Origin of the sequence: Sphingomonas sp. ATCC 31555, assembly GCF_000282895.1 — a bacterium.
GTDB lineage: Bacteria > Pseudomonadota > Alphaproteobacteria > Sphingomonadales > Sphingomonadaceae > Sphingomonas.
In genome coordinates this window covers 1-22,369 of the sequence record NZ_ALBQ01000020.1, presented here as the reverse complement: position 1 = coordinate 22,369, position 22,369 = coordinate 1, and the positions used below count along the sequence as shown (strand labels likewise).

The window sequence follows — 22,369 nt, the reverse complement described above, 5'->3', positions numbered from 1 at the left end:
GAAGTTTCCAAACGGCGGCGGCCGGGTCGTAATTCAATTTGAACCGGGCACTTCAACCAAGCGCGCTGCGTGGGTGAGGACGGAAGTGGTGAAGGCAGGATTCTGCAGAAGGCGAGGTTGTGCGGAAGCACCGTGGAAGTCTGTTCGGCCCGTTATAAACTGATGACCGACGTGTCCGCTTTCCACCCAACTCTGGCCGTTCGCTGCCATGATCATCCTATTGGTCGTACGCGGCAGGCATCTCCTTGCGTCCGTCAACGTGTTCCCTATTTGTACCAGCAGTCCTGCCTCCTGGCGGGCGCTCTTTGACTCCGTTGCATGACGCTTTCTGCGCGCGATGCGCTTCGCGGCCCCGGGGCCGTGCTTTGGGGGAGCAGGCGGATGCGGAACCTCCACGAGCCTAAACTTCCTAAACTTCGCATCCCATCACTCGGCCGTCGCGAGACCCGCGAAGGCCTAAACTTCCTAAACTTTGCCCGGTGGCCGCCGCCAAAATTGGGCGAAGCGCCTTGCTACGATCTTCGTCGCCGCGCACTCTTCCGCTCCGCGGTCGCCTCCGCTAGGCCTGCGCCCATGCGTCCCCGCCTTCCGGCTCTCGCCACCCGTCCGTGGCTCGTTGCCCTGCTGATCGGCTTGGCCGCGCAGCTGCTGTTCACCATCCATCTCGATCGGCCCGGCGGCATCATGTTCGACGAGGTACATTATGTGCCCGCGGCGAAGGCGCTGATCGAACTGTCCGGCCCGCGCAACATCGAACATCCGCTGCTCGGCAAGGAGCTGATCGGCGCGGGGATGGATCTGCTCGGCGACAATGTCTTTGGCTGGCGGCTGATGCCGACGATCGCGGGCACCGTGACGGTGCTCGGCGTCTTTGCCTTTCTGATGATCCTGATGCGCGGTCGGCTGCGGGTGGCGGTGACCGGGGCGGCGCTGGCGATGCTCAACCAGAGCCTGTTCGTCCAGGCGCGCACCGCCATGCTCGACGTGTTCCTCGGCGCCTTTCTGCTCTGGGCGCTGGTATTCCTGCTCTGGGCGATGCGCGGCAGCCCTGCGCAGGTGCGCTGGCGCTGGTGCGTCGGCGCGGCGCTGTTCGGCTTGGCGACCGCGGTGAAATGGGCGGCGGCCCCCTATATCGCGATGGTCGCCCTCGCCTTCGTCGCGATCCGCGTGCGGGATGCGCGCCGCGCACAGCGCCCGCTCGCCGCCACGCTGCTCGCACCCGATCAGCCGCACTGGCCCGGCCTGTCCACCCTGGCGGCACTGGTGCTGCTCGGCGCGATCAGCATTCCCGTCTATTTCCTCACCTTTGCCCCAACCTTCTTCTATCTCACCGGCGCGACCGAGGGGCTGGGCGGCCTGCTTACCCTCCAGCGCGAAATGTACGCGGCGCAGACCCAGGTGCTCGCCCCGCACAATTACCAGTCGGATTGGTGGAGCTGGCCGCTGATGCTGCGGCCGATCTGGTTCTTCTACGAATGGGATTCCGGGGCCCAGCGGGGCGTGCTGCTGATCGGCAACCCGGTGATCATGTGGGGCGGGCTGGTCGCGGTGCTCGCCGCCTATGCCGCCTGGTTCCGCAGCCGAGCGGTGCGCCCGGTTGCGCTTGCGCTGCTCTGGACCTTTTCGGTGGCGATCTATGCCATCATCCCGAAGTCGCTCGGCTTCTATTATTACTATCACCTCTCGGCGATCTTCCTCTGCCTGGTGCTGCCGGTGACCTTCGATCACTTCGATCGCAACCGCCAGCGCGGCTGGGAAGAATGGTATGTCGCGCTGGCGCTGGTCTGCTTCGGCTATTTTTACCCGATCCTCTCCGCCGCCCCGCTCGACGGCCCGCTGGGCTTCACCCACTGGATGTGGTTCCCCAACTGGCGATAAATTTCGTTGCGGTCGCGCAGCCATCTTGAAGCGCGGTCGGCAGGCCCTAGCTTCACATCAGTTTCAGATCGCAACGGAGCCCCCATGGCCGCGCCGACCGACGTCCTCTTCCGCCCCTTTCGCATCAAGTCGCTCGATCTGCCCAACCGGATCGTCATGGCGCCGATGACACGGACCTTCGCCCCCGAAGGAATTCCCGGCGACGCCAATGCCGCCTATTATCGCCGCCGGGCCGACGGCGGCGTTGGCCTGATCCTGTCAGAAGGCACGGTGATCGATCGTCCGGCGTCGCGCAACCATCCGGGCATTCCCTTTTTCCACGGCGACGCAGCGCTTGCCGGCTGGAAGACAGTGATCGACGAGGTGCACGCCGCCGGCGGCAAGATGGCGCCGCAGATCTGGCACACCGGCTCCACGCGGACGATGACCGATTGGGTGCCGGACGTGGACGTGGAAAGCCCCTCGGGCCTGCTCGCGCCGGATAAGCCGCGCGGCCTAGCCATGAGCGAGCAGGACATCGCCGATACCATCGCCGCCTTTGCCAAGGCTGCTGCGGATGCCAAGCGGCTCGGCTTCGACACGGTCGAGATCCACGGCGCGCACGGCTATCTGATCGATCAGTTCTTCTGGGCCGGCACCAACACGCGCGAGGACAGCTACGGCGGCGCGACGATCGCCGAACGCTCGCGCTTCGCGGTCGACGTGGTGAAGGCCGTCCGCGCGGCGGTGGGCCCGGACTTCCCGGTTATCCTGCGCCTCAGCCAGTGGAAGCAGCAGGACTATGCCGCTCGTCTCGCCACCACGCCGGACGAGATGGCGTCGTGGCTCCAGCCGCTGGTCGATGCCGGCGCGGACGTGCTCCACTGCTCGCAGCGCCGCTTCTGGGAGCCGGAGTTTCCCGAGGTCGATGGCGAGAACGGCCTGAACTTCGCCGGCTGGGCGAAGAAGCTCACCGGCGCTGCTACGATCAGCGTCGGCTCGGTCGGGCTGTCGGGCGAATTCATCGCGGCGTTCGGCGGCGAGACCTCGCAGCGCACCGATCTGGACAAGCTCATCGATCGGATGGAGCGCGACGAGTTCGACCTGATCGCCGTCGGCCGCGCCCTCATCAGCGATGCCGATTGGGCGAAGAAGGTGCAGGCCGGCGACAGCGAAGGCCTGAAGGACTTCAGCCCGGCGGCCCTGGCGGAGCTGGTGTAAGGCGGACGTAAGCCCCTCCCCTGAAGGGGAGGGGCTATCGTTCGGTCAATACCGCCCCCACACGAACCGCGACGACAGCGCGAAATTCCACACCGCGGCCACCGCGATTCCGGCCAGCGCCGACAGCCGCCAGTCGCCATGCTGCACATTGTGGAGGAAGGCCGCGAGCCCGACATTGGCCGCCGCACCCACGCCGCACACCAGACAGAAGCTGAACCATCCCGCCAGCATCGGCCCGGCGCCCTTCAGCCGTCGCTCGCGATAGGTCAGCGCATTGTTGAGCAGGAAATTGAACGTCATCGCGACGATCGTGGCCAGGATCGTGCCGGTCACGAACGGCAGGCCCAGCATGCGGAACAGCACGAACAGCACCGCCAGATGCAGCGCCGCTCCCGCCGCCCCGATCGCCGAGAACATCGCGAAGCGCACCGGCACCACCTTGCCGAACATCCGGTCGTACAGCGCGATCAGATATTCCATCGCCACGACGTAATCGAGCTTGCTCTCCCCTTCCGTCCGCACGCGGAACACATAGGGCAGCTCGCGAAAGTGCAGCGGCTTCGGACTCGCGGTCATGATGTCGAGCAGGATCTTGAAGCCGATGCCCGACAGCACCGGCGCCAGCCCGCGCAGGATCTCGCTACGGATCATGAAGAATCCGCTCATCGGATCGGTCAGGTCGGCCTTCAGCACCTGGCGGGAGAGCTTGGTCGCGAAGGCGGACTTGGCCACACGTTCGCGGTCCCAGTCGCCGGTGCAGCCACCTTCGCAGAAGCGTGATCCGACCACCACGTCCAGCGTCGCATCCGCCTGCAGCGCATCGAGCATCTTCGGCAGCAGCGTCTCGTCATGCTGCAGGTCGCCGTCGATCACCGCCACGCACGGCGCCGCGGTGGCGCACATCCCCTCGATGCAGGCGGAGGATAGCCCGCGCCGCCCGATCCGCTGGATCACGCGCACGCGCGGGTCCGCCCGCCCGATCGCACGCGCGGCATCGGCGGTCCCATCGGGACTGTCGTCGTCGACGAAGATCGCTTCCCAGGCGCGACCGGCAAGGGCCGCATCCAGCTTGGCGATCAGCAAAGGAACGTTGGCGCGTTCGTTGAACGTGGGAATAACGATCGCAAGTTCGAGCAGGGTGTCGCTCACTGAAGCTCCAGCAGCACCGCATCCCCCATCGCGGTGGTTGGAAGGGAACCCCCGAGATCGGCCGTCCGAGCGCCCTTGGCGAGCGCTGCGGCAACCGCTTTTTCTATGCGCTGGGCCGATGCTTCATCGTCCAGCGAGTGCCGCAGCAACATGGCAGCGGAAAGGATGGCAGCGCAAGGGTTCGCCTTGCCCTGGCCGGCAATGTCGGGCGCGCTGCCGTGGATCGGCTCGTACATGCCGTTCGCGCCCGACCAGTCGGACAGCGATGCCGACGGCAGCATCCCGATCGATCCGGCGCACATGCTCGCCTGGTCGCTCAGAATGTCGCCGAACAGGTTGCCGGTCACGATCACGTCGAACTTCGCCGGCGCGCGCACCAGCTGCATCGCGGCATTGTCGACATACATGTGGGTCAGTTCGACCTCGGGATAGTCGGTCGCCATCTCGTTGACGACGTCGCGCCACAGCTGCGAGGTCTCGAGCACGTTCGCCTTGTCGACCGAACAGAGCTTCTTGCGACGACGCTTCGCCATCTCGAAGCCCACCCGTGCGATCCGCTCTACTTCGCGCTCGTCATAGCTCATGACGTCGAACCCCTGGCGCAGCCCTTCCATCGTGCTGCGGCGGCCCTTTTCGCCGAAATAGACGTCGCCGGTCAGTTCGCGCACGATCACGATGTCCAGGCCGTGCACCACCTCGGGCTTGAGCGGCGACGCGTCTTCCAGGCCGGCGAACAGCGTGGCCGGGCGCAGATTGGCGAACAGGCCCAGCTCGCGGCGGATGCCCAGCAGCGCCGCTTCGGGGCGCAACGCCCGCTCCAGCCCCTCGAACCGCGGATCGCCGATCGCGCCGAACAGCACCGCATCGGCGCGCTTGGCCAGCGCCAGCGTCGTCTCGGGCAGCGGGCGGCCGGTGGCCAGATAGGCGGCACCGCCCACCGGGGCTTCCTCGAAGGTCAGGCCCAGGTCCAGCGCTTCGAGAACCCGGCGCGCCTCGCGCGTCACTTCGGGGCCGATCCCGTCACCGGGCAGAACAGCAATCAACGGCATCGCATTTCCCTGACGACGCCCATCGGGATCGACGGGCGAGAGACTGGGGACGCCGCTTAGCCGCCCGGGGGCGGTTTAGGCAACCGCCCGCAACAATCGGTCCACCAGCCGCTCGCGCGCCGCGATCGGCTCAGCCCCCTTGCCGGTCAGCAAGTCGCGCGCGAGGAAATGGCCGGTCAGCCGCAATCCGGCGAGGATATCGTCCCATCCCGCTTCGCCCCCCATCTGCAGGAAGGGAGGCAGCGCGAGCAGCCGCGCCTCATAGCCTGCCGCGCCCGTACGGCTCACCGCGATGCCGCTTTTCGGGCTCACAAAGGCCAGATCTTCGGTCGCATCCGTCACCGCACACCGCGTCAGGTCCAGCCCGAAGCCGAGTTCCGCCAGCAGCAGCAGCTCGTACCGCACCAGCGCGACGGCCCATCCCCGTGCGGCGGGCGCCGCCTCGATCGCCGCCAGCACCCCTTCCAGCGCCGAATATAGTCGGGGAAAGGGCAAGGCTTCCGGCAGCGTCACCGCGGTCAACGCGGTCACCCACGCCAGCGCCGCCGCCGGCAACGGCTCGCCGAACAGCGGCGCGCGACTGTGGAGCAATTCGACGGCCAGCCCCGCAAGCTGTTCATCGGTGCGCGCGCGCCACTCGCCCAGCACGGCGTTCGAAGGTTGCAGAACCGGCCGCAACGCCCGCGATCGGCCGCCCCGCACATAGCCGGGCTGCACCCCGTGCGCGGCGGTCAGCGCCCGTACGATCGCGCCATGTTCGCCATGCGGGCGAACGCTCAGGATCAGGGCCTCGGCGCGCAGATGCATCGCTCTCCTCTAGGCGGAGCGCGGGCGATAGGAAATGCCATCTGCCGGCACGCCGCTCGTCGCGCCTCCGGAACGACAATGCGCTTCAGGCATTCCAAACGCTGCAGCCAAGCAGAGGAACGACCCGTCATGTCCGAATCGACCGAAACCACCAGCCTGCTCGTCACCGCCCGCGTCGACGGGCTGAAGGTACGCAGCCGCGATGGTGATTCGCTGGGTCAGGTCCAGGCATTCATGGTCGAAAAGGGCAGCGGACAGACGCTCTATGCCGTGCTCAGCCTCGGCGGGTTTCTCGGCATGGGCAAAAGCTATTATCCGCTGCCGTTCGAACTGATCGCCTATGATGCCGGTGGCGATGATTACATCGTCACCATCGATCGGCGTGTGCTCGAAGGCGGGCCGAGCTGGGCGAGCAATCCCCCCGAATTTACCCAGGCCTATGCCGATCGCGTGTCCGGCTATTACGGCCTGTCGGCGGCCCGCGTCGATCGCCTGCCCACGGGCTGAGCCGCGTCAGGCGGCGGAGTCGGCTTCGGCCGGCAGCTCCCATAACTCGATCGGGTTGCCCTCCGGATCGTGGATCCGCGCGAAACGCCCGATTTCGGGCGTGTCCCATTCGGCGCGCGTCTCGATCGCCACGCCGGCGGCGTGCAGCTGCTCCAGCAGCCCGTCCAGATCGATGACGCGCAGGTTCAGCATCGCCTGCTTGTCGGCGGCGAAATAGTCGGTGGTCGCGGCAAAGGGCTGGAACACCACCGGCCCGGCTTCTGGATACCAGAACCACGGGCTGGGCTGCCCCTGGGCATCGGTCCCGCACCCGCCCCCCACGCCCAGCATCTCGCGATACCAGGTCGCCAGCGCCTCAGGATCCCGCGCACGGAAGAAATATCCGCCCAGTCCAACCACCGGCATGCCCCGCCCCCCTGTCAGGCGGCCTGCGCGATCTCTTCGCCTGCCGCTGCCTCCAGCAACCGCCGCTCGATCGTTTTGAGCCTCGACGTGGAGGTGATCTTATCACCGATGAGATCGGTCAGGTAGAAGGTATCCACCGCCCGCTCGCCATAGGTGGCGACATGGGCCGAATGGATCGTAACCTTCGACTGGAACAGCGCGTGCGCCAGGCTGTAGAGCAGCGCCGGTCGATCGCGCGCGTTGATCTCGATGACGGTGAAGCGGTTCGATGCCTTGTTGTCGATGAACACATTGGGTTCGATCGAGAAGGCATCGGCGCGCAGCCGCACTGGCGCCTTGGTCTTCAGCCGTTCGGACAGTCGCGCGCGGTTTGCCAGCGCATCGGCGATGCCGGCCTTCAGCCGATTGAGTCGCGCCTCCTCGTCGAAGGGCTGGCCGAACGGGTCCTGTACGAGGAAATTGTCCAGCGCCATGCCGTCGCGGGTCGTGTGGATGCGCGCATCGATGATGTTGCCGCCCGCGACATGGATCGCACCGGCGATGCGATAGAACAGGCCCGGATGGTCGGACGCATAGACCGTCACCAGCGTCGCGCCGCGATCGGGATATACCTGCGCCTCGACGTGCAGCGTCGCGTTGCCCGCCTGCGCCACCATCACCGCGTTGCGCTCCAGCACGTCGGACGGCTCGGCGATCCAGTAGCTTTCGGTGAAGCGCTTCTTGAACGCCTCGAACCGCGCAGAGTCCCAGCCGAGCGCCGCGGCTAGATCGTCCTGCTTGGCGGCGATTCGCTCGCCGCGCCCACGCTGCTTATGGCCCAGCCGCAGCACTTCCTCGGCGGCTTCGTAAAGGTTGCCGAGCAGCTGGCGCTTCCAGCCGTTCCACACCCCCGGCCCCACGGCGCGGATATCCACCACGGTCAGCGCCAGCAGCATGCGCAGCCGCTCCGCGCTCTGCACCTGCGCGGTGAAGTCGAGGATCGTCTTGAAGTCCGCCAGGTCGCGCTTGAACGCGGTGGCCGACATCAGCAGGTGCCAGCGCACCAGCCACGCGACCATTTCGGTTTCGGCGGGGGTGAGCCCCAGTCGCGGGCAAAGCCGCTCGGCGACTTCAGCACCCAGGATGGAATGATCGCCGCTGCGGCCCTTGGCGATATCGTGCAGCAGCACCGCGACATACAGCGCCCGGCGCGAGGTCAACTGGTGCAGTATCCCGCTGGCAAGCGGATGGTCTTCCTTCAGCTGCCCCTTCTCGATCCGGCTGAGCAGCCCGATCGCGCGGATAGAGTGCTCGTCCACCGTATAGTGGTGATACATGTCGAACTGCATCTGCGCGACGACGCGGCCAAAGTCCGGCACGAACCGGCCGAACACACCCGCCTCGTTCATCCAGCGCAGCACCGTCTCCGGATCGCGCGGCGAGGTGAGCACCGAAAGGAACAGCGCGTTGGCGCGCGGATCGGTGCGTACGTCGTCGACCAGCTTGGCGTCGCGCGCCGCCGCCCGCATCGCCAGCGGGTGGATCTCCCGCTCGTGCTGATCGGCCAGCGCGAACAGCTCGATCAGCCGCACCGGATCTTCGCGGAAGAAATCGTCGCGCGGCAGTGCCAGCCGCCCGCGCTCCAGTACGAATCCCTTCAGCTTGCGCCGCCCGCGCCACAGCGCCGGCAAACCGAACCGCCGACCCCTACTGGCGAACTTCTCGTCCAGATGCGCCAGGAAAACGCCGGTCAGGTCGCCCACCACCTTCGCCTGCAGGAAGTAATAGCGCATGAAGCGCTCGACCTTGGACATGCCGGGCCGATCGGCGAAGCGCATCCGTTCGGCAATCTCGCGCTGTACGTCGAAGGTCAGCCGGTCCTCGGGCCGGTTGGTGATCAGATGCAGCTGGCAGCGCACCGCCCACAGGAAATTCTCGGCTCGGCGGAACTGGCGATATTCGGCCGGCGTCAGCAGCCCGGCTTCCACCAGCTCGGCGGGCTCGCGCACGTTATAGGCGAACTTGCCGATCCAGAACAGCGTGTGCAGGTCGCGCAGGCCGCCCTTGCCTTCCTTCACATTGGGTTCGACGACATAGCGGCTGTCGCCCATCTTCTTGTGGCGCGCATTGCGTTCGTCGAGCTTGGCGGTGATGAAGCCGCGCGCGCTGTCGGCCTGCACCTCGGCCTTGAAGCGTACTGCCGCCTCTTCGTACAGGTCGGTATCGCCCCACACATAGCGCGCCTCGAGCAGCGCGGTGCACACGGTCACGTCCGCCTTGGCTTGGCGCACCATCTCGTCGAGCGAGCGCGACGAATGCCCCACCTTCAGCCGCATGTCCCACAGCGAATAGAGCATCGATTCGATCACCTGCTCGCTCCAGCCGGTGACCTTCCAGGGGGTAAGGAAGCCGATATCGATGTCCGAATGCGGCGCCATCTCGCCGCGGCCATAGCCGCCCACCGCGATCAGCGTCATCCGCTCGGCGGCGGTGGGGTTCGCATTGGGGTGCAGCCGCTCGACGGTAAAGTCCCACAGCAGCCGCAGGATCTGGTCGGTCAGGAACGCGCCCGCCGCCGCCGCTTCCAGCCCGCGCGAGGGATGCTCGGCCAGCCGCCGCGCAATCTCCGCGCGGCCGCGGTCCAGCGCCGCCTTCAGCACGCCGGTCGCGGCCTGGCGCAGTGCCGCGGTGTCGCGCGCGTCGAGCGCTGCGAGCTGCTCGGCGACGGCACGGCGGTCGATCAGGGAGCGCCGATGGGGAACGGAAGCGAAGCGGGTGGGCATGGCGAGTCAGATAGGAGGATTCACCATGAAGTTCACCCATCAAGGCGGTTTCGGGCAAACTTCGCGCGCCTGCCCCTGTTCAGGAAGCGATGAACACGAAATCGCCGATGGTGCGGCCGGTGCGCGCCTCGCAGCGACCGGTCCCGATCGGGTGCGCCACGGGAATGATCAGCACCCATTCCTCGCTATGCTGCTCGGCGACCGTCCGGAACCGGCACCCGCGCCCGTCTTCGCTGGTCACGACGATGTCGAACAGATGCTTGTCGGCCTCGCGCCGCAGCGCCAGCACTTTGCCGCCGGGCCGCCGCACGAAGGTGCTGGCATGCGGCAGCAACGTGCCGCGCAGCTGGCGCTGCAGGCCGCCGGTGGCATCGTGCGCCGATAGGCTGAGGGTTGCCGCCGAGTGGTTCTCGACGCGGATGGTCGTCGCGCCCGCCGCACCGGCGACGACCATGGATATAGAGAGCAGCAATAGCTTCAGCATCAAAAAGCTTTCTGGTGAAGGGCGGAGAAGCTGTCTCCGCAAGGGGCGATATCGCCTGCCCCCATGGGGCGTGAGCTGGTCCGCAGCGGCAGAGGCCTGTCGGCTTGGGAAGTGCGAGGGGGCAACGCACTTGGTTCCTCTGCCGCTCCGGTAGACACTGAATAGCCGGATCGCGCCCGCCCGGCCAATCGAAAGACTTGCGCAGATTCGATAGAACGGCTCTATACCCCTTTGATGCCGACGCTTCGCCAGTTCCACTATCTGGTCACCTTGGCCGACACCGGCTCGTTCGTGCGGGCGGCGCGCTCCGCCCATGTATCGCAGCCAACGCTCAGCCATCAGATCAAGGCGCTGGAAGATCGACTAGGCGTGCGGCTGCTTGATCGCGGTGCCGGCGGCGCGATGCTGACGCCGGTCGGGCGCGCGATCGTCGCCAAGGCGCGCGAGGTGCTGGCGGAGGTTCGCGAGATCGAGAGCCTGGCGGCGCGCTCGTCCGACACGCTCACCGGCACGCTCAAGCTCGGCACCACGCCCACGCTGGGCCCCTATCTGCTTTCGCCGATCGTCGCGGAGCTCCACCGCGTCGCGCCCGATCTGCACCTGTACGTGCGCGAGGGCATCCCCGCCGAACAGACGCAGGAACTGTCGCGCGGCGCGCTCGATCTGCTGCTCGGGCCGATGCCGATCGAGGGCGACGAGCTGGTGGTGGAGCCGCTGTTCCGCGAACCGCTGCACCTCGTCGCGGCGGTCGACGATCCGCTGGCCAAGCTGGATCGAGTCGATCCGGCGCTGCTGCGCGGCCGGGCGCTGCTGTCGCTCGATCCGCGCCACCATTTCCACCGCCAATGCTCGCACATCGCCGAAGCCTATGGGATGCGGATGACGCCGGATTACGAAGGCACCAGCCTGGACAGCCTGCACCAGATGGTAGCGAGCGGCCTCGGCATGGCCCTGCTGCCGACGCTGTACCTTGCCTCGGACGTGGGCGGCACCTCCGGCCTGCGCGTGCTGCACGTCGCCGGCTGGTCGCGCTATCGGTCGATCGCGCTCGCCTGGCGCAAGGCCAGCAGCATGGATGCCGCCTTCCAGCTGATCGCCGAAGAGGTACGTCGCTCGGCCAACGCCATCCTCGCCCGCGGCATCGCCGCCGACGTCTGAAGCCCCGGGCGATGCGGTACAATGCGGTGCTCTTGTCCCGCGCGCCACAACGCCTGCTATGATGGCAATAGGCAGCGTGCGGGCGCTGTTAACCTCGGTCCGCGCCCGATCCACCGACGACGCCGCACCGACGTTCGAGAATGCAGGGGAATAACATGGCGCATTACCAGCCCACGGACCAGCTCGACCCCTATGAGGTCGAAAACCAGTTCTACCTGCGCTCCCATCCCTCGCGCATGGCAAAGCTGCTGGCGCACTACGAGCTGTACCGGCAGATCGTCGACCTGCCGGGCGCGATCGTCGAGCTTGGCGTATACAAGGGCGCGTCGTTGATGCGCTTTGCCAGCTTCCGCCAGCTTCTGGAAAATGCCTATAGCCGGATGGTCGTCGGCTTCGATGCTTTCGGCAGCTTCCCCAGCGACGGCGTCGCCGAAGCCACCGATCAGGCCTTCATCAAGCGGTTCGAGGCGGCCGGCGGCGACGGCATTTCCCGTGCCGGCTTGCAGGATCTGCTCGACGCCAAGGGCTTCGCCAACACCACGCTGGTGGAGGGCAATGTCTTCGATACCATCCCGCAGTTCCTCGAAGCGCATCCCGCGCTGAAGATCGCACTGCTGCACCTCGACATGGACGTGTACGAGCCGACCGCCTTCGCGCTTGATCGCCTGTTGCCGCATATGGCCCGGGGCGGTCTGGTCGTGTTCGACGATTACGCCCTGCTGAAGGGTGCCACGCGCGCCGCGGACGAAGCCTGCGATCGCCTCGGCGTCCGCATGGAAAAGCTGTCCAATTACGTCATCCCCGCCTTCTTCCGCGCACCCTGACCGCGGCGGCGCCGGGCGGGCGCCGGAATCGCGGTTCTTTGCGGCCCTTCGCCGCGCTTCTCCTGACGGTCCGGAACAGGCGGCCGCTTCGGCCCGTTGATCGGCACGCAACCGCAAGGAGATTCCGATGGCCACCACTCCCGACGCCCCCAAGCCCAAGACGCCGCGCAAGCGCACCGCCAAGCCCGCCGCTGCCGCCACCTCCGCCAAGGCCGATCCTGCCGCAGCCAAGCCGGCGCCCAAGGCTCGGCCAAAGCGCGCACCCAAGGCAGCCGCGCCCGCGACCAAGGTCGAAAAGCGCTCCACCCTGCGCAAGACCGGCCTCGCCGCCATCGCCGCGACCGGGCTGGGCGCGATCGGGGCGATCGCCTTCGGGGTGCTGCGCAACCGTCGCAACGCCGCCGCCGAACCCGGCACGGTGCCCACCGATCTCATGGGCCAATCGCATCCCGATGGCGGCGAGCGCGCGATCGAGGCCTTCCGGCCCGATCCCACCGCACCCGTGCCCGAAAGCGAGCGCGAAGCGCTGCGCCCGGCGCTGGCTGGTGGATCGGCCCCCACCCTGGTCGCCGGCCAGGCCGATGAACTGCGCCGCATCGACGCAGCCCCCTCCTGATCGCCCGGCAAGCTGCACGACCGCGCAACCTTCGGCGCGGTCGTGCATTGCCCCTTCATACCAATCAGGATCAGGAGAGAGTCCATGCGTAGTTTCGCTCTGGGCGCGGTCGCTGCGGCCACGCTGCTGTCGGGCTGTGTCGGCGACGGCTTTGGCGCAGGTTCGGCCAATAATCGCGGCTATCGCGACTACGATTATAACCGGCCGGATCCCGCCTATAACGGCTATTATGCCGATCGTTATTATCGCGAGGGCAAGTATCGCGAGCGCCGCCTCTCGCGCAACGACCGCATCTATCGCGGGCAGGACGGGCGCTATTACTGCCGCCGTAACGACGGCACGACCGGCCTGATCGTCGGCGGTGTCGCCGGCGGCGTGCTCGGCAACCTCATCGCCCCGGGCGGTTCGGGCTTGCTCGGCACGATCTTGGGTGGTGCCGCCGGTGCGGCCGCGGGCCGTGCGATCGACCGCGACAACGTAAAGTGCCGTTGAGGGCGAGGGGCCGGGGTTGATCCCCGGCCCTGCCCCGCAATCCAGGAGTCCGCCATGACCACCCGCACCGCCACCGCCCGCTATTCCGGCTTCGGCAAGGCTGGCAAAGGCCAGCTCACCAGCCCCTCCGGCGTGCTGGAAGCGACGCCCTATGGCTTCAACACCCGCTTCGGCGACGAAAAGGGCACCAACCCCGAAGAACTGATCGCCGCTGCGCATGCCGGTTGCTTCACCATGGCGCTCAGCTTCGCACTCGCCAAGGCCGGGTTCGACGAGGGGACGCTGGAGACCACCGCAGCGGTCAAACTCGAACAGGATGGCGCCGGCTTCACCATCACCCGCTCGGATCTCAAACTGCGCGCCGAGGTGCCCGGCATCGATCGGGCGCAGTTCGAAGCGCTCGCCCGCGATGCCGAAGCCAATTGTCCGGTCTCCAAGCTGCTCCAGGCCGAGATCGGGCTGGAATGGGAGCTGGCCTGAACCCCCAAGGCCTGATCGCGGCCGGGCAGGTCCTCCCGCCATAACCGAGATTGGTATCGCTCGCCGCCGTCATCCGGCGCAAGGGATCCAACTGCTTGGGTCTGGTGGAAACCGACGATTAGGCGAGCTACTGCACGGCCAAGGCGCCAGCGCGATGGACGTCTATCTGCTGGGGGATCCGCGGGGCTGACGCAGATCGGAGGCGGGCCGAAGCCTGCCCCGGAAAAGTGCCTAGGTTCCGGCCTTATGGCGCCGAATTCGCGGGAAGCGCCAGGCGGGGAGCAAGCACCTGTCCTTCCACCACCGGCGCGGCGTGCTGCCAGCAGGATTTCCATCCGTTGCTGGCATTGTGCCACCAGCGGGCGAAGTCGCCTGCGTCCTGGCTGACGCTGACTTCGGTGAAATAGCCTGCCTGTGTCGTCGTGCCCTTGATGGTGACGGTGGAGGAGTCGGATACAACCGTGAAGTCACGAACCTGGCCGAAACCGGCGGGGCGAATGGCCCAGAGCGCGGTGAAGGCCGGCGCCACCGTGGCGCAGGCCGCGCCGTCCAGCCAATCATGGATGCGGGTTCGGTAGCGATGCATTTGCCGTCCCCGCCCTGCTTTCCACACCAGTGTCGATCGTGACGCACCCGCTCGGCGACCCAGCGTGGCCCCGCAGTCCCGCTCGGTACCATGCCGAAAATCACCGTTTCGTCGACGAAAACGCCAAGGCCGCCGCCGACATTGGTCACCGTGTACTGGACGTTGAGCGTCCGTTCCCCAAGCGGTGCGCCGACGAGCAGCAGGGCAAGCGGCAAGACGGAAAGCGCGGGCAGCATAGCAGACCTCCGGGCGCGAGATATGGGACGGTTTCCAGCCTATCATGACCTGGCGTCTGGGCGGTAGCGGCTGCGGCGCGCAATCTTCTGTTGGTGTTCTGTCTTGATACTACAGTTGGGCTGCCCCACATTCGGGCCATGTTCAACGCACTCTCGCTGCTGATCGGGCTGGTCGCGCTGCCCTTCGCACTGGTGGGGATCATCCCCATCCCGTTCGTGCCGCTGATCAACTGGATCGCCTTCCCGATCGCGCTCACCGGCGCGGTGGTGGGCATGCTGTCGCGGGGCACGGCGGGGCGGAACTTCAACCTCGTGCTGCTGATCGTCAGCGGGCTGCGGCTGATGCTGACCGGCGGGATCATCTGATCGCAGCCGTCTTCGGGTGGCGCTTGCTTCGCATCGTTGTCCCGGCGATAGCCATTCCTGGCGCGGCAGAAGCCGATGTCGAGGCGCTAATGGGTTCCGGCCATCGCCGGAATGACGACTACAGACCGCGCGTCTCTTCCCGAGCTCCTTGCCTTCGCAATGAAAAAGGGGCCCGTCGAACCGAGCCCCCTTCCTGAAAACCTTGCGGCCTTAGCGGCAGCGGACGTTGCCGCGATCCACCGACTGGCCGAGCGCCGCGCCGGCGGCCGCGCCGAGCAGCGTGCCGAGCGTCGCATTGCCGCCCGAGGACAGCGCGTTGCCGAAGAGCCCGCCGGCGACACCGCCCACGATCAGGCCGGTCGTGCCGTCGTTGCGGCGGCAATAATAGCGACCGTCATTGCCGCGATAGATGCGGTCGTTCCGGCTCAGGCGGCGTTCCTGATAATAGCGGCCGTCGCGATAATAGCGGTCGGCATAATAGCGGCGCTCGCCGGCGGGCAGGCGATTATAGTCATAATTGCGGTAGCGGCGCCAATCGCGCTGCCACTGGCGATTGTCGGCGCGCGACGCCTGGCGGATATCCTGGCGGCAATCGCGCATCTCGCGGCGATATTCGCCACGGCTGTCCGCCCGGCGCAGATCCTGGCGACAATCCTGGCGCGCGTCGCGCTCGCGGGGGCCCTGCGCCATCGCGGGCACCGCCGTCACCGTCAGCGCCGCCGCAGCGGCAACAAACAACATGCGCATCGTGGGAAATCCTTGTCGTTATCGATGCGTGTCGAACGTGTGCCCGCGGCGGCTGGTTGCGTGAACGGGAAACTACCTTTGGTTCATTCGGCGTCCATCGACGGGACACGTGCGTCGCCCGGATAGGCGAACAGCAGGTCGCTGCCGACTTCCGCATGGATCGCGACATGGCCTTCCAGCGTCAGGCACTCGCCCGCCTTGAACGCGATGCCGTCGACCACGCCTTCGCCCTTCACCGGGATCAGCCAGCCGGTCGTGCCTTCGGGCAGGGTGAAGCTGCGCTTGCCGCCTTCCCAGCGCTCGAGCACGAATTTGGGGCCTTCGACCAGGATGGTGCGGTTCGGCGCGACCGCCCCCGGCATCGGGTGCGGCACGAACGGCACCGGCTCCGATACCGCGACACCTTCGTCGAGGTGCAGTTCGCGCGGGCGGCCATAGTCATAGAGGCGGTAGGTCGTCTCGCTGTTCTGCTGCACTTCAATCAGCGTGATGCCCGCGCCGATCGCGTGGACGGTACCCGAGGCGGAGTAGAAGAAATCGCCGGCCTTCACCGGCTTCCAGTCGAGCATGTTCTCGATCGAGCCGTCGAGCGCGCCGGCGCGGAGCTCCTCGCGGGTATAGGGCTGCTTGGTACCGAGCGCGATCGTCGAATCGGGCTCGGCATCGAGGATGATCCAGCATTCGTCCTTGCCGCGCGGCAGGCCGACGGCCTGGGCCTGCTCGTCGTTCGGATGCACCTGGACCGACAGTTTCTCGCTGGTGAACAGATATTTGATCAGCAGGTCCGGGGTTGAATTGCCCGGCGTCTGGAACCAGACCTCGCCCACCGGCTCACCGTCCGCGGCAGGATCGGCAAAGCCCGGATACAGGGTGTGGCGGCCCCAGGGTTTTTCGACGCGATGGGTGGCGAGAAGCGTGGCGGGCATGAGGAATCCCCTTGAATGACGGTACCGGAACGGGAGCGCATGTGGCGCGAAGCGAGTTCCGCCGCAATCCCGCCCCGAAAAGGATTGTTTGCAGCCACGGCCCCGGTCTAAGAACCCCGGCATATGCGTAGTCCCCTGCCTCGCGCGCTTGCGTTCGCGCTCCTTCCGGTGTTCGCCCTTTCCGTCGCCGGCTGCGCAAAGCGCGGCGGGGTGAAGGACCTGCCCTATGTCGCGCGCGACGTCGGCACCCTGTACAGCACGGCCAAGCAGAAACTGGACCAGCACCAGTACAAGCTCGCCGCCGCGCTGTTCGACGAAGTGGAGCGCCAGCATCCCTATTCGGTATGGGCGCGGCGCGCGCAGCTGATGGGCGCGTTCAGCTACTATCTGAACCGCGACTATCCCGAAGCGATCGCCTCGGCGCAGCGCTTCCTGGCGGTGCACCCCGGCAACCGCGATGCGCCCTATGCCTATTATCTGATCGGCATTTCCTATTACGAGCAGATCAGCGACGTCACCCGCGACCAGAAGATCACGCAGCAGGCGCTCGATTCGCTGGGCGAGCTGATTCGCCGCTATCCCAATTCGAAATATGCCGCCGATGCGCGGCTGAAGCTGGACCTGGTGCGCGATCACCTGGCCGGCAAGGAAATGGAAGTCGGCCGCTTCTACGAAAAGCGGGGCCAGTGGCTGGCGGCGGCGCTGCGCTTCCGCGCCGTGGTCGACAATTATCAGATGACCACGCATGTGCCCGAATCGCTGATGCGCCTCACCGAAAGCTATCTGGCGCTGGGCGTGCCCGAGGAAGCCAACAAGGCGGCGGCGGTGCTCGGGGCCAATTACCCGGGCACCGATTGGTACAAGCGCGCCTACGATCTGATGCAGGACAACCAGGACAAGGTGGCGGCCGCGGCCAAGGCCAGCCCGCCGCCCAAGCCCGCGAGCTAAAACCACTTCCGTTCTTCTCCTGTTCCTGCGATAGGGGGCCGCGATGCTGACCGCGCTATCCATTCGCGACGTGGTGCTGATCGAGGCGCTGGACCTGGAGTTCGGCGCAGGGTTGGGCGTGCTGACAGGCGAGACCGGTGCCGGCAAGTCGATCCTGCTCGATGCGCTGGGCCTGGCGCTGGGCGCGCGGGCCGATAGCGGCCTGGTGCGCAGCGGCGCGGGCCAGGCGGTGGTGGTGGCGAGCTTCGTCCCGCCCGCTGCCGACAGCGCGGTGGCCAATCTCTTCGCGCAGAACGGCATGGAGCTGGAGCGGGGGGAGCCGCTGCTGATCCGGCGGATGGTGAAGGCAGACGGCGGCAGCCGCGCATTCGTCAACGACCAGCCGGCTTCGGCCGGGTTCCTGCGAGAGCTGGCGCCGCATCTCGTCGAGATCCACGGCCAGCACGACGATCGCGGCCTGCTCAACCCGCGCGGCCACCGGCTGCTGCTCGACGCCTTCGGCCGGTGCGATGCGGGGCCAGTTGCGGTGGCCCACCGCGCATGGCGCGTGGCGGAGGATGCGCTGGCGGTGGCGCGGGCCGAGCAGGACAGCGCCGAACGCGACCGCGAATGGCTGGAGCACGCCGTTACCGAACTCGCGGCGCTTGCTCCGCAAGAAGGCGAGGAGGAACTGCTCGCCGAGCGCCGGGCGACGATGCAACGAGGCGAAAAGATCGCCACCGACCTGCAGGGCATCGCCGATCTGCTCGAAGGATCGGACGGCGGGCTGGCGCGGCTGCGGCAGGCGGCGCGCATCCTGGAGCGGGTGTCCGACGATCACGAAGCGCTGGCCGAGGCGCTGGCCGCGATCGATCGTGCGATCACCGAAGGCAGCGAGGCACAGGCGCAGGTGGATGCCGCGGCCGAGGCGCTGGCCTTCGATCCTGCCGCGCTGGAGGCGGACGAAGCGCGGCTGTTCGAACTGCGCGCCGTCGCCCGCAAGCACCGGGTGCAGCCCGACGAGCTGCCGGGGCTGCTGGCAGAGCTGTCCGGGCGGCTGGAGCGGCTGACCAGCGGTGGCGCGGGGATCGCCCGGCTGGAACGCGCGGCCGAGGAAGCGCACCGCAGCTATCGCGAGGCGGCACGGACGCTATCGGCGGTGCGGTCGTTGGCGGCGGCGCGACTGGACGCGGCGGTGGCGGCGGAGCTGAAGCCGCTGAAGCTGGACGCGGCGCGTTTCCGCACCGTGGTGGAGCCGCTGGACGAAGGCCAGTGGAGCGCATCGGGCATGGACCGGGTGGAGTTCGAGGTTTCGACCAACCCCGGCGCGCCCTTCGCCCCGCTGATGAAGATCGCCAGCGGCGGCGAATTGTCGCGCTTCATCCTGGCGATGAAGGTGGCGCTCGCCGAAGAAGGCGGCGCGCGCACGCTGATCTTTGACGAGATCGATCGCGGCGTCGGCGGCGCGGTGGCCGATGCGATCGGCGAGCGATTGGCGCGGCTGGCCCAGGGCTCGCAGCTGCTGGTGGTGACGCACAGCCCGCAGGTGGCCGCGCGGGGCGCCCGGCACCTGCTGATCGCCAAGCGCCATGACGGCGTCGTCACCCGCACCGGCGTGACGCCGCTGACGCCCGAGCAGCGGCGCGAGGAAATTGCGCGGATGCTCTCCGGCGCGGAGATCACGCCCGAGGCGCGGGCGCAGGCGGAGCGGCTGCTCGCCGCCTGAACCTGAACGAAGCGACCCGCCCTGCGACAATTCGTGACGGAAAAGGCATGGCGTTGGGACAAAGCGGCGACATCGGCGTTCCACAACGGCTCTCGACCGCAGGGGCGGTCCAGTCGAAGTGAGGAGTATCCGATGAAGAAGTTCATGCTGCTGATCGCCGGCCTTGGCGTTGCCGCCGCCGCCGTTCCCGCCTCCGCTGCACCCGCATTCCAGGGTGGCTGGCAGAATATCAACGCCCGGCAGGACCGGCTGGAACAGCGGATCAACCAGGGTATCCGCTCGGGCGCGCTGAGCCGCCGCGAGGCGACCCGGATCCGCAACGAATATCGCGGGCTGGTGCGGCTGGAGGCCCGCTATCGCGCCTCGCGCCCTGGCCTGACGATGCAGGAACGCCGCGATCTCGATCGTCGCTATGACGTGCTGTCGGCCAAGGTCCGCTACGAGAAGCAGGATCGCAACCGCCGCCGCGGCTGATCCCGCCGCAGCAACAGGAAACGGGCTTCGCCGAAAGGCGGGGCCCGTTTCGTTTTGGGATCAGCTCTCCGGTGCGGGCGCTTTACGACGCTGCCTGGGCTTGGCGGCGGCGTCTGCCGGCTTGCGGACACGGCGCGGCGGTGCCTTCACCGCAGGCGCAGCGGGTGCTGCGGGCGCTGCGGCCGTTTCGACAGGCTTGCGGACCCGCTTGACCGCCGGCTTCGGCCCAGTGCCTGCGGGCTTGCGCGCGCGCATCGCGGCAGGCTTAGGCGGCGCGGCTTCGGTGGCGGGGGCAGGATCGGCAGGCGGCGGCGACGGGGTGGGTTCGGGCTTCGCGGCATCCCCCGCAGGCTTGCGGACGCGCTTCACGGCAGGCTTCGGCGGCGCGGCTTTGGCTGCGGGGGCGGGATCGGCAGGCGGCGGAGGCGGGGCAGGATCGGTCTTGGCGGTACTGCCCTTGATGCGATGGGCCAGCGCCGTCAGCCCGGCGGCGATCAGATCGGCGATCACCGGGTGCTTGGCTAGCCCCGCCAGTTGACGGCGGGCATCCTTGGGCAGCTTGATGCCGTCGATCACCTTGGGCAGCAGCGACGGCGGCTTGGCGCTCTTGGTCGCTTTCTTGTCCTTCTTGCCGGCCATGCAATGCCTCCGTCTCGGATCCGGCGGCAAGCTTCCGCCAGTCGAATCGGACTGTCAATGCTGGGTGATCGGCGCATCTTCCCAGTCGAAGATGATTTCCAGATCGCGCGCATTGCCGCCCGCGGCACGCCGGAGGCGCCGGGGCGGCAGCAGCGTGGGGCTGCCACGCCGGATCGGTGCGCGATAAGGCTTCGGTTTCTGCATGGCGGCACTCCTCACGTCCCCAGCAGAAACTCAAACCATGCACGATCCTTCAGGTTCCCCGACGGCCGATCCGGCCGCCGCGCGTCCTGGCATCAGCGGCAGTTGCGATTACCGTCGCGTTCGACCGCGCGACCGGCCAGCGCGCCCGCTACGCCGCCGAGCACCGTGCCGGCCGTACGATCCCCGCTGGTGTCGATGGTGCGGCCGAGCAGCGCACCCGCCACACCGCCAACGACGAGGCCGGTGGTGCCGTCCGGCTTGCGACAATAGCGGCGGCCGTCCCGGCCGCGCCATTCGCGGTAGCTGTGCCGGCGACGATCGTCGCGATAACGGCCGCGATCGCGATAGTCGCGATCCTGCTTGACGACCTTGGCTTCGGCCTGGACGGCAGGAAGGACCGTCGCGGCAGGAATGGCGAGCGCCGCGGCGCTGAGCGAAAGAAGCAGAGTACGCATAACAAACTCCCCGATGTGCTGTAGATGAAACCAACGTGGCGGGTTTACGTCGGGTTGCATGAACCTGATACGACGGGACGTTCAGGCAGGGAGCAGACGAGATGACCGAGGCGCGCGCCATGATCGACCGGCTGGACCTGGCGCCGCATCCCGAAGGCGGCTGGTTTCGCGAGACGTGGCGGGCGCCTGGCGGCCCTGACGGGCGATCGATCGGCACCGCGATATGGTTCCTGCTGGAGGCCGGGCAGCGCTCGCACTGGCATCGTGTGGATGCCGACGAGTTGTGGCTATGGCACGCCGGATCGCCGCTGGAGGTGCAGATCGGCGCGGCCGAGGGGGCAGGAATTGAGCGCGTTCCGCTGGGCGGCGACGTGCTTGCCGGGCAACAGCCCCAGATTCGCGTGCCCGCCGGCCGCTGGCAGGCGACCGAGGCGCGCGGCGGCTGGGGGCTGGTGAGCTGTGTGGTGGTGCCGGGTTTCGACTTTGCCGGCTTCGAACTGGCGCCGCCGGGCTGGGCGCCGCCGGGCGACTGAAGGCGGCCACTTATCCCCGTTATCCACGCTATCAACAGGCGGGCGCCACCGGTTAGCGCTTGGTGCGACTCGGCATCGATGCGACCCTCAAGGGCGTAGGAAGGGTGAACGAAACGGCGGGAAACCGGCGCAATTTCAACCTCTTGCACGGTCGTATCGACGCTGGTGCCACCCGGAAACCGCGGCGTGCGATCGAGGATCGGGACTGTCTCGCCCTAGAGAGAGTTCCGCATCCGCCGCATCGCTCCTGTCCCTGCCGACGGGGCGATGCATGCCGCCGAACCGAGCGGCGACGATCGGCGCATCGTCGCGGCACAGGCCGGCGACACGGGGGCTGGCGGCAACGCCGGCCCCCTTTTGATTGCACCGCGCATCCCGGCCGCTCCGCGGAGCAGGCCTTCCAAAGGGCGAGTCCGCGCGCGCATCCAAAATCGTGACGAGCTTGTAGTTCCCTATGCACTGCGCAAATGTTCTCGGATGTGGAAGAAAGTTGCCTTGGCTGTTCTGCTTCTTACGCTCGGAGCCGGACTCGGTTGCTGGTTGCGCGGCGAAATAGCGGTCGACACGTGCTTGGACATGGGCGGGCAGTGGCTGAAGCTAGGTTATTGCAACGGAGCCACTAAATACAGCCTCGAATAGCAACGTTCACTGCCTTCCATTTGACGCCATGGCAGCTAGCGCCCCAACTATGGACGTTTAGAGCGTTTTCCGATCAATCTGGATCATATCCGCAGGAACT

At 67.3% G+C, this 22,369-nt stretch carries 25 protein-coding genes; 13 read left to right on the top strand and 12 right to left on the bottom strand.

Going from position 1 to position 22,369, the window contains the following annotated elements:
• The first annotated feature begins 573 nt into the window (after nt 1-573).
• Nucleotides 574-1,878: a phospholipid carrier-dependent glycosyltransferase gene (locus tag B215_RS0110780; RefSeq protein WP_019369659.1), complete on the top strand. Its 1,305-nt coding sequence runs from the start codon at nt 574-576 to the stop codon at nt 1,876-1,878.
• 84 nt (nt 1,879-1,962) lie between these two features.
• The gene (locus B215_RS0110775) at nt 1,963-3,078 is read left to right on the top strand and encodes an NADH:flavin oxidoreductase (protein WP_019369658.1); all 1,116 of its coding nucleotides are present in this window, start codon (nt 1,963-1,965) and stop codon (nt 3,076-3,078) included.
• A 45-nt stretch (nt 3,079-3,123) separates the two neighbouring features.
• Here B215_RS0110775 and B215_RS0110770 read toward each other — a convergent pair whose 3' ends face one another.
• From B215_RS0110770 to recO, 3 genes are all read right to left on the bottom strand, one after another.
• Complete coding sequence (locus B215_RS0110770; RefSeq protein ID WP_019369657.1) at nt 3,124-4,227, bottom strand: glycosyltransferase; 1,104 nt, start codon at nt 4,225-4,227, stop codon at nt 3,124-3,126.
• A complete protein-coding gene (gene leuB, locus B215_RS0110765; RefSeq protein WP_019369656.1) occupies nt 4,224-5,276 on the bottom strand; it encodes a 3-isopropylmalate dehydrogenase in 1,053 nt (350 codons plus the stop codon). The genes B215_RS0110770 and leuB overlap by 4 nt, the downstream gene beginning before the upstream one ends.
• A gap of 75 nt (nt 5,277-5,351) precedes the next feature.
• A complete protein-coding gene (gene recO, locus B215_RS0110760) occupies nt 5,352-6,083 on the bottom strand; it encodes a DNA repair protein RecO (RefSeq protein WP_019369655.1) in 732 nt (243 codons plus the stop codon).
• A gap of 129 nt (nt 6,084-6,212) precedes the next feature.
• Here recO and B215_RS0110755 point away from each other — a divergent pair, with 129 nt between their 5' ends.
• Nucleotides 6,213-6,590, top strand: coding sequence for a PRC-barrel domain-containing protein (locus B215_RS0110755; protein ID WP_019369654.1), 378 nt, complete (start codon nt 6,213-6,215; stop codon nt 6,588-6,590).
• Nucleotides 6,591-6,596: 6 nt separating this feature from the next.
• On the opposite strand, the gene B215_RS0110750 is transcribed toward B215_RS0110755, so the two are convergent.
• The 3 genes from B215_RS0110750 to B215_RS0110740 form a co-directional block, all read right to left on the bottom strand.
• Nucleotides 6,597-6,995, bottom strand: coding sequence for a VOC family protein (locus B215_RS0110750; protein WP_019369653.1), 399 nt, complete (start codon nt 6,993-6,995; stop codon nt 6,597-6,599).
• 14 nt (nt 6,996-7,009) lie between these two features.
• Complete coding sequence (locus tag B215_RS0110745) at nt 7,010-9,757, bottom strand: [protein-PII] uridylyltransferase (protein ID WP_019369652.1); 2,748 nt, start codon at nt 9,755-9,757, stop codon at nt 7,010-7,012.
• Between the two features lie 79 nt (nt 9,758-9,836).
• On the bottom strand, nt 9,837-10,241 hold the full coding sequence (locus B215_RS0110740; RefSeq protein ID WP_152997890.1) for a hypothetical protein: 405 nt from the start codon (nt 10,239-10,241) through the stop codon (nt 9,837-9,839).
• Nucleotides 10,242-10,475: 234 nt separating this feature from the next.
• Between B215_RS0110740 and B215_RS0110735 the strand changes: the two genes are divergently transcribed.
• From B215_RS0110735 to B215_RS0110715, 5 genes are all read left to right on the top strand, one after another.
• Nucleotides 10,476-11,399, top strand: a complete 924-nt coding sequence (locus B215_RS0110735; protein WP_019369650.1) for a hydrogen peroxide-inducible genes activator — start codon at nt 10,476-10,478, stop codon at nt 11,397-11,399.
• A 155-nt stretch (nt 11,400-11,554) separates the two neighbouring features.
• Nucleotides 11,555-12,223, top strand: coding sequence for a TylF/MycF/NovP-related O-methyltransferase (locus B215_RS0110730; protein ID WP_019369649.1), 669 nt, complete (start codon nt 11,555-11,557; stop codon nt 12,221-12,223).
• 127 nt (nt 12,224-12,350) lie between these two features.
• Nucleotides 12,351-12,839: a hypothetical protein gene (locus tag B215_RS20655; protein WP_050990169.1), complete on the top strand. Its 489-nt coding sequence runs from the start codon at nt 12,351-12,353 to the stop codon at nt 12,837-12,839.
• Between the two features lie 84 nt (nt 12,840-12,923).
• Nucleotides 12,924-13,331: a glycine zipper 2TM domain-containing protein gene (locus B215_RS0110720; protein ID WP_019369648.1), complete on the top strand. Its 408-nt coding sequence runs from the start codon at nt 12,924-12,926 to the stop codon at nt 13,329-13,331.
• 54 nt (nt 13,332-13,385) lie between these two features.
• Nucleotides 13,386-13,811, top strand: a complete 426-nt coding sequence (locus B215_RS0110715) for an OsmC family protein (protein WP_019369647.1) — start codon at nt 13,386-13,388, stop codon at nt 13,809-13,811.
• Nucleotides 13,812-14,055: 244 nt separating this feature from the next.
• Here the strand turns inward: B215_RS0110715 and B215_RS0110710 are convergent, their stop codons facing one another.
• Nucleotides 14,056-14,397, bottom strand: a complete 342-nt coding sequence (locus B215_RS0110710; RefSeq protein ID WP_019369646.1) for a hypothetical protein — start codon at nt 14,395-14,397, stop codon at nt 14,056-14,058.
• Between the two features lie 374 nt (nt 14,398-14,771).
• Here B215_RS0110710 and B215_RS0110705 point away from each other — a divergent pair, with 374 nt between their 5' ends.
• Nucleotides 14,772-14,999 carry a hypothetical protein gene (locus B215_RS0110705; RefSeq protein ID WP_019369645.1) on the top strand — a complete coding sequence of 76 codons (228 nt, stop codon included), beginning with the start codon at nt 14,772-14,774 and terminating at the stop codon, nt 14,997-14,999.
• A gap of 210 nt (nt 15,000-15,209) precedes the next feature.
• On the opposite strand, the gene B215_RS0110700 is transcribed toward B215_RS0110705, so the two are convergent.
• Nucleotides 15,210-15,746: a glycine zipper 2TM domain-containing protein gene (locus tag B215_RS0110700; protein ID WP_026009161.1), complete on the bottom strand. Its 537-nt coding sequence runs from the start codon at nt 15,744-15,746 to the stop codon at nt 15,210-15,212.
• Nucleotides 15,747-15,829: 83 nt separating this feature from the next.
• Nucleotides 15,830-16,672 (bottom strand): class I mannose-6-phosphate isomerase, encoded by an 843-nt coding sequence (locus tag B215_RS0110695; RefSeq protein ID WP_019369643.1) that lies wholly within the window; start codon nt 16,670-16,672, stop codon nt 15,830-15,832.
• A gap of 123 nt (nt 16,673-16,795) precedes the next feature.
• On the opposite strand from B215_RS0110695, the gene B215_RS0110690 reads away from it, so the two are divergent.
• From B215_RS0110690 to B215_RS0110680, 3 genes are all read left to right on the top strand, one after another.
• Entirely contained in the window at nt 16,796-17,620 is an 825-nt protein-coding gene (locus B215_RS0110690; protein ID WP_019369642.1) for an outer membrane protein assembly factor BamD, read from the top strand.
• A 43-nt stretch (nt 17,621-17,663) separates the two neighbouring features.
• Nucleotides 17,664-19,325 (top strand): DNA repair protein RecN, encoded by a 1,662-nt coding sequence (gene recN / locus B215_RS0110685; RefSeq protein WP_019369641.1) that lies wholly within the window; start codon nt 17,664-17,666, stop codon nt 19,323-19,325.
• 132 nt (nt 19,326-19,457) lie between these two features.
• Nucleotides 19,458-19,799, top strand: coding sequence for a hypothetical protein (locus tag B215_RS0110680; RefSeq protein ID WP_019369640.1), 342 nt, complete (start codon nt 19,458-19,460; stop codon nt 19,797-19,799).
• 60 nt (nt 19,800-19,859) lie between these two features.
• Here B215_RS0110680 and B215_RS0110675 read toward each other — a convergent pair whose 3' ends face one another.
• The 3 genes from B215_RS0110675 to B215_RS0110665 form a co-directional block, all read right to left on the bottom strand.
• Nucleotides 19,860-20,438: a hypothetical protein gene (locus B215_RS0110675; RefSeq protein WP_019369639.1), complete on the bottom strand. Its 579-nt coding sequence runs from the start codon at nt 20,436-20,438 to the stop codon at nt 19,860-19,862.
• Nucleotides 20,439-20,492: 54 nt separating this feature from the next.
• A complete protein-coding gene (locus B215_RS21355) occupies nt 20,493-20,642 on the bottom strand; it encodes a hypothetical protein (RefSeq protein WP_019369638.1) in 150 nt (49 codons plus the stop codon).
• 92 nt (nt 20,643-20,734) lie between these two features.
• A complete protein-coding gene (locus B215_RS0110665; protein WP_019369637.1) occupies nt 20,735-21,097 on the bottom strand; it encodes a glycine zipper 2TM domain-containing protein in 363 nt (120 codons plus the stop codon).
• A gap of 101 nt (nt 21,098-21,198) precedes the next feature.
• Here B215_RS0110665 and B215_RS0110660 point away from each other — a divergent pair, with 101 nt between their 5' ends.
• Nucleotides 21,199-21,630, top strand: coding sequence for a cupin domain-containing protein (locus B215_RS0110660; RefSeq protein ID WP_019369636.1), 432 nt, complete (start codon nt 21,199-21,201; stop codon nt 21,628-21,630).
• Nucleotides 21,631-22,369: the final 739 nt, after the last annotated feature.

Excerpts from the sequence above, each read along its gene's own strand:
- B215_RS0110690 (WP_019369642.1), top strand. The coding sequence starts at position 16,796 with ATGCGTAGTCCCCTGCCTCGCGCGCTTGCGTTCGCGCTCCTTCCGGTG.
- B215_RS0110710 (WP_019369646.1), bottom strand. The coding sequence starts at position 14,397 with ATGCATCGCTACCGAACCCGCATCCATGATTGGCTGGACGGCGCGGCC.
- B215_RS0110680 (WP_019369640.1), top strand. The coding sequence starts at position 19,458 with ATGAAGAAGTTCATGCTGCTGATCGCCGGCCTTGGCGTTGCCGCCGCC.
- B215_RS0110700 (WP_026009161.1), bottom strand. The coding sequence starts at position 15,746 with ATGCGCATGTTGTTTGTTGCCGCTGCGGCGGCGCTGACGGTGACGGCG.
- B215_RS0110695 (WP_019369643.1), bottom strand. The coding sequence starts at position 16,672 with ATGCCCGCCACGCTTCTCGCCACCCATCGCGTCGAAAAACCCTGGGGC.
- B215_RS21355 (WP_019369638.1), bottom strand. The coding sequence starts at position 20,642 with ATGCAGAAACCGAAGCCTTATCGCGCACCGATCCGGCGTGGCAGCCCC.
- B215_RS0110780 (WP_019369659.1), top strand. The coding sequence starts at position 574 with ATGCGTCCCCGCCTTCCGGCTCTCGCCACCCGTCCGTGGCTCGTTGCC.
- B215_RS0110755 (WP_019369654.1), top strand. The coding sequence starts at position 6,213 with ATGTCCGAATCGACCGAAACCACCAGCCTGCTCGTCACCGCCCGCGTC.
- recN (WP_019369641.1), top strand. The coding sequence starts at position 17,664 with ATGCTGACCGCGCTATCCATTCGCGACGTGGTGCTGATCGAGGCGCTG.
- B215_RS20655 (WP_050990169.1), top strand. The coding sequence starts at position 12,351 with ATGGCCACCACTCCCGACGCCCCCAAGCCCAAGACGCCGCGCAAGCGC.
- B215_RS0110750 (WP_019369653.1), bottom strand. The coding sequence starts at position 6,995 with ATGCCGGTGGTTGGACTGGGCGGATATTTCTTCCGTGCGCGGGATCCT.
- B215_RS0110660 (WP_019369636.1), top strand. The coding sequence starts at position 21,199 with ATGACCGAGGCGCGCGCCATGATCGACCGGCTGGACCTGGCGCCGCAT.
- B215_RS0110675 (WP_019369639.1), bottom strand. The coding sequence starts at position 20,438 with ATGGCCGGCAAGAAGGACAAGAAAGCGACCAAGAGCGCCAAGCCGCCG.
- leuB (WP_019369656.1), bottom strand. The coding sequence starts at position 5,276 with ATGCCGTTGATTGCTGTTCTGCCCGGTGACGGGATCGGCCCCGAAGTG.
- B215_RS0110745 (WP_019369652.1), bottom strand. The coding sequence starts at position 9,757 with ATGCCCACCCGCTTCGCTTCCGTTCCCCATCGGCGCTCCCTGATCGAC.
- B215_RS0110715 (WP_019369647.1), top strand. The coding sequence starts at position 13,386 with ATGACCACCCGCACCGCCACCGCCCGCTATTCCGGCTTCGGCAAGGCT.
- B215_RS0110775 (WP_019369658.1), top strand. The coding sequence starts at position 1,963 with ATGGCCGCGCCGACCGACGTCCTCTTCCGCCCCTTTCGCATCAAGTCG.
- B215_RS0110730 (WP_019369649.1), top strand. The coding sequence starts at position 11,555 with ATGGCGCATTACCAGCCCACGGACCAGCTCGACCCCTATGAGGTCGAA.
- B215_RS0110705 (WP_019369645.1), top strand. The coding sequence starts at position 14,772 with ATGTTCAACGCACTCTCGCTGCTGATCGGGCTGGTCGCGCTGCCCTTC.
- B215_RS0110735 (WP_019369650.1), top strand. The coding sequence starts at position 10,476 with ATGCCGACGCTTCGCCAGTTCCACTATCTGGTCACCTTGGCCGACACC.
- B215_RS0110720 (WP_019369648.1), top strand. The coding sequence starts at position 12,924 with ATGCGTAGTTTCGCTCTGGGCGCGGTCGCTGCGGCCACGCTGCTGTCG.
- B215_RS0110740 (WP_152997890.1), bottom strand. The coding sequence starts at position 10,241 with ATGCTGAAGCTATTGCTGCTCTCTATATCCATGGTCGTCGCCGGTGCG.
- recO (WP_019369655.1), bottom strand. The coding sequence starts at position 6,083 with ATGCATCTGCGCGCCGAGGCCCTGATCCTGAGCGTTCGCCCGCATGGC.
- B215_RS0110665 (WP_019369637.1), bottom strand. The coding sequence starts at position 21,097 with ATGCGTACTCTGCTTCTTTCGCTCAGCGCCGCGGCGCTCGCCATTCCT.